The organism is Pseudovibrio sp. SCP20 (assembly GCF_057774105.1).
Genome location: NZ_JBYMDH010000011.1, coordinates 1 through 5,615 on the forward strand (window position 1 = coordinate 1; position 5,615 = coordinate 5,615).

Here is a 5,615-nt window from a genome sequence, read left to right on the forward strand (position 1 = left end):
TGTTTTGTTGCCGGTACGCTGATCTTGATGTCGGATGGCTCTAGCAAAGCAATTGAGCAAGTTTGTCTTGAAGATCAGGTCATGGCCTTCGATGGCCTTGGTGCGCTTGAGCCGCGCGAGGTCACTGATCTGTTTGTCCATGGCAAAAGACAAGTTCTGGATGTGGATGGTGTGCAGGTCACCTCCGAGCATCCATTCTTGCTTGCTAATGGTAGCTTCCAGCCAGTTGCCAAGCTTCGGGTTGGAGATCAAATCGTTCGTGCCGATGGTTCACTCCATACCATTGAGCGAATTGATGAGGTTGAAGGTCAGCACACGGTCTACAACTTCACCGTTGAGGGCCTGCACACCTATGTGGCTGCAGGCTTCCGGGTGCACAACAAGTTTGTTGATCCGGTTATTCTTGATCTGGATGGCAATGGCATTCAGGTGACACGACTGGATCAGTCGACGATCTTCATGGATGCAGGCGGAGATGGTCTGGAACATCGCACCGCCTGGGCAGCCAGCGGTGATGGGGTGCTGTTTTATGATCCCGATGGCCGCGATGCGATCACCGAAAAACGTCAGTTTGTGTTCACCGAGTGGGATCCAACAGCCACCAGTGACATGGAAGCGCTGGCCTCTGTCTTTGACAGTAATGGCGATGGTGTCCTGAGTGCAGATGATGCAGCCTTTGCCAAGTTCAAGCTGCTGGTGACCAATCCGGATGGTTCAACCAGCGTCAAGACATTGACAGAGCTTGGGATTACACAGATCAACCTGACGGCTGATGCGACGAATATTGAGCTTAGCGATGGTTCTGTGATCACCGGTCAGACCACCTTCACGCGTGCAGATGGCAGTACAGGAACTGTTGGCGACATGCGCCTTGCCGCAGAAGACCAGGGCTACCGCGTGGAGCAGTTTGAAAGCGTTGATGGGGCTGGCACACGCTCGCTGACCGCCACCGCTTACACAGCCAGTGGCGCCAAGGCCTATGAGATCGTGTCGCAGACAAGTAGCGACGGGCTTTCCATCTCCAACCGCTATGACGACAATGGTGATGGGGTTACAGACCGGATCCAGACCCTTGTGACGGTGATTGAGTCTGATGGCAGCCGCACACAGACCGAAAGTAACTTTGCTGGCAGTGATATGGCCAGCGCCGTCCTTCAAGCCAGAATTGTGACCACCTTCAGTGCAGACGGAAACACGCAGACCATTGAGCGCGATGCGACCGGCGGCGGTTGGTTCAACCAGCGTGAGGTGCGCACCAAGCAGTCTGATGGCAGCACGACCATTGTTGTCAGCAATCTTGCCCAGGATGGCACCGTGATCGCCAGCCGTAGCGAAAGCGTCTCCGGTGATGGAACTATTCGCGTTGATGGCAGCGATGTGGATGGAGATGGTTCTGCAGATACGGTTCTGACCCACACTGTCAACGTTCATGGAGATGACAGCCGAACCGAGACCATTGCGACCACCAATCAGGATGGCTCCTTACGCTCGTTTGTGCGCGAACAGGTGAGCGCTGATGGCCGCACCAAAACAGTTGAGCGCGATCTGGATGGTGACGGAGATACAGATACAAGTGAGGAGCTGTCGATCACAGTGGCAGCAGACGGCACGACCACCTCGCAGCTTCAGGTCAAAAACGGTGATGGTTCCCTGCGCAGCTCTTCAACCACGGTACAGTCCGCTGATGCGCTGACCAAGACACAAGAGCTTGATCAGGATGGCGATGGTGATATCGATCTGACGGTTGAGGATGCAACCACGATCCATGCAGATGGCAGCCGTGAGCAAATCATCACCCAGACCAATGGGGATGGGTCCATACGCTCCATGACCAAGGAAACACTGGGGGCCGACAAGGTTGCCCAGGAGACCTGGGTCGATCTGAATCAGAACGGGAGTTTTGAAGCAAACGAGCGTGTCTCTTTTGTCGCGCCTAACTCTACAACCCAGGATCGAGTTGCCACTAACTGGACCCGTAATGCGGATGGTTCTGTCAACACCAAGAGTGTTACGACCACCAATGTGAACGGTCTGTACAAACAGACCAAGACTGATCTGGATGGGGATGGAGACATTGATGTCACGGTAACTGACACCACCAGTGTGAACCCGATTGGAACATCCACACGCTCTATCACCACACACAATCAGGATGGCAGCTTGCGCAGTGCCACGTCTGTTCAGACCAGCGCTGATGGTTTGATGTCGACTACTTTAAGAGATGTGGACGGCGATGGGGATGTAGATGAGAAGATTGTCGAGACCTTAGAACGAAAGGCCGATGGGGGAACAAGCAGAACAACCTCGCACTATGCTGAGGATGCATCTCTGCTCTCTCAAATCACGGTCGAGGAGAGTGCAGACCGGCGCACAAAGACCATCACAACGGATTTGGATGGCGACGGCAATGCAGACCAGATTGTGGTGCAAACGCAAGGCAGTGACGGTTCCCTCACAGTGAAGGAGACAACTTACGCCAACACCGGCAGTGTACTTGGCGAGGCAATCACCAACACCAGTGCCAATGGGTTGGTCTCTATGAGCGCTCGTGATCTGGATGGGGATCTGAGTGCTGATGTGCATGTTCGCACCACCACCACGTTGCATGGTGATGGCAGCCAGACGATCAATGAGCAGATCAGGAATGCAGATCAATCCTTGCGCAGCACCAGCTCGCGTTTGGTCAGTGATGATGGTCTGAAAATCACGACACAGACCGATCAAGATGGTGACGGGACAGCTGAACGTCTTGTCTCAGACACCACAGTTCTTAAAGTCGATGGCGATACCATCCGAACTGTTGAGACCCGCTCTGCTGATAATACTCTCCTTAGCCGGGTGCAAACGCAAACCAGTGATGACCAGCTTGAGGTGATCACCAGGACAGATGCAGACGGTGATGGAACGTATGATCTGATTGAGACAACAACCAGCACGCTTCAAAGTGATGGTGCGGTCATGACAACCAGTGAGCTGCGGGATGGATCAGGTGATCTGCGCTACCGGTCTGAGCGTACCGTCTCTGATAATGGTCGTTCCGACGTAACCCAGGTTGATCTCAATGGGGATGGCAAGGTTGATACCAAAACCACCCGCACCATTGCAGAAAATGGTGTAGCTGAGAGTGTTACTCAGCAGCTGGCTACAGATGGTTCTGTGCAAAATCAGACCCGCCTGGAGACCAGCGCCAACGGGCTGCAAAGTGTTACTCAAACAGATCGCGATGGCGATGGTGTTTATGAAAGCACCACGGATACAAGCCGCTCCCTCAATGCCGATGGTTCCCAGACCAGTATCACCACCCATAAAGGCAAGGATGGCACGCTTTGGAGCCGCAGCACTGTCACGCAAAGTGATGACGGCCTGTCCTCCACGCGCCTGGATGACAGGGATGGGGATGGGCAAAATGACCGTTCTCAGTCCTCAACAACAACACTTGCAACAGATGGTGGCCAAAGCACACTTACCAATGTCACTGCCTCTGATGGGTCATTACTGTCCAGAACGCTGGACAGTGTCAGTAGGGATGGCCGGTTCCGCATGCGCCAGGTCGATGTGGATGGCAATGGTCATCATGATGAAGTCAGCACAACGACCCTTAAAGCAGATGGGACCACGGTCACAACAATCTCTAGCTATTCTGATGATGGCACTTTGCTCTCCAAGGTGACCAAGACTCAAAGCGGTAATAGTCTGGAGACTTCCTTTGCTCTGGATCTGGATGGGGATGGCTCCACGGACCGCACTCTGGATGATGTCACTGACTATGCTGCGGATGGAACGCAGACCCGCACCGTAACCCATAAAGATGGCCAGGGAGCCTTGCTGGCACGGCAAAGTGTTGCCACCTCCGGTGACGGCTTGATGGTGACCTCCGTTCTTGATCGTGATGGAGATGGAACTTATGAGAGCCAGACCACACAGGTGACTTCCTTCTCCAATGACGGCACGGTTGCAACGACTTCAACCAACAAGGATGCCAGTGGTACGACAACCAGCAGCTCTACTGAAACAACGAGCGCAAATGGATTAGAGATCACACAGATCACGGACTTTGATGGTGACGGGAACACCAATCGCACTACGCACCTCGTCCATGGTGCGTCTGGTGGCAGCACTTCTAGTGTGTCTCTTCTTGCTGACAATGCAGATGTGCTGCGCACAACAAAGACGGTGATCAGTGCAGATGAGCGTACCAAAACAACCAGCGTTGATCTGGATGGAGATGGTAACATTGACCAGCAGACTGTCATTCACATTGATTTGAGTAAGGATGAGACCACCACTTACACCGAATTTGCTGAAGACGGATCAATAGCTTCTTCTGTAACCCGGACCATGTCGGCCAATGGCACAGAGCAAGGCTATGCGTTTGATTTGGATGGCGATGGCCAGACAGATATCGTACGCGAGACCAGCATCTCCTATGATGAAGCCGGCAATCAGGTGAAGGTGTTTGAGGAAAAGTATGCAGATGACCTGCGCCATTCCAGCACAACCGTCACATCAGCCAATGGCTTAACATCGACCACCAGCATCGACTCTGACGGAGATGGTGAGATTGATGTAACAGTCACAGATGAAACAGTCCTGCATGCCGATGGCAGCTCCACCTTCACCAGCGCGGATCGCTATGAAGATGGAACGCTGCGCTCCAGCTATAAGCAGACCACCAGTTCTGATGGCAGGACCATCTCAAAGACCTATGACTTTGATGGAGATGGCAGGAAAGACAAGACAGAAGTCACCAAGACGCTGGCAGATGGCAGCCAAACTCTGACTGAGACTGGATATACCAAGAATGGCAGTGTCTTTAAGACGGCAGTGACCTCAACTTCTTCTGACGGACTGACCACGACAATTGTGCGTGATGGAGTTACTCAAACCATCTCACGTTCAGTGCTGAATGATGGCAGCTACACTTGGGATAACGGCGTTGCTGCCTCAGCCAGCGATACACACATCAAAGTGAGCCACACTGTTGATAGCCATGGCATGGAAACCTGGCAGATCGCTGAGACCATATCAGGATCGACAACAACAACGGCTCACCGTCTGGATGAGCAAGCTAAGGCCAGGGTGCTTTATGAGGCTGCTCAGGTTTATGACAGTGTGCTGGATCGGGAGATGGACACATCTGAAATTGAGGTCCTTGTTCGCTATCTTGAGGATGCTCAGCTGGATGCAACTGCTCTGGCAGAAGCTCTTTTGACCTCTGATGAGTATCAAACCCGCTATGGCACGTTAAGCAATGCTGGTTTTGTCTCAAGAGCCTTCCAAAATACCCTTGGCCGTACGCCAGAACTGGCTGAGCTGAGTGTATATTTGGATGAGATGACTTTTGGAACGCTCACACGTGCGCAACTTTTAGCCGATCTCGCCCTGTCTGTTGAACATCAGGTGACTGGAAATGGCCATAGTGCAACTGAAAATCCAGATGTCTTCCTGCTTCCGGTTCGACAAGAGAAAGACCTGACTGCATCCTTCGGCGTGGAAGGGCTGAACATCTCCACCAATGACATGAGAGCGCTCATTGGAGATGATACCGATGACACCATTCATGTCTCAACTCAAGAGGCGGCTTTTGGCGGCAAGGGTGATGACACCATCACGGG

At 52.9% G+C, this 5,615-nt stretch carries 1 protein-coding gene; it reads left to right on the top strand.

Annotation, left to right across the window (positions count from 1 at the left end; translation table 11 throughout):
* Window positions 1–27: 27 nt before the first annotated feature.
* The coding region (locus AC3CB2_RS23405; RefSeq protein ID WP_352936783.1) for a DUF4214 domain-containing protein at window positions 28–5,615 on the top strand (5,588 nt) is incomplete at its 3' end.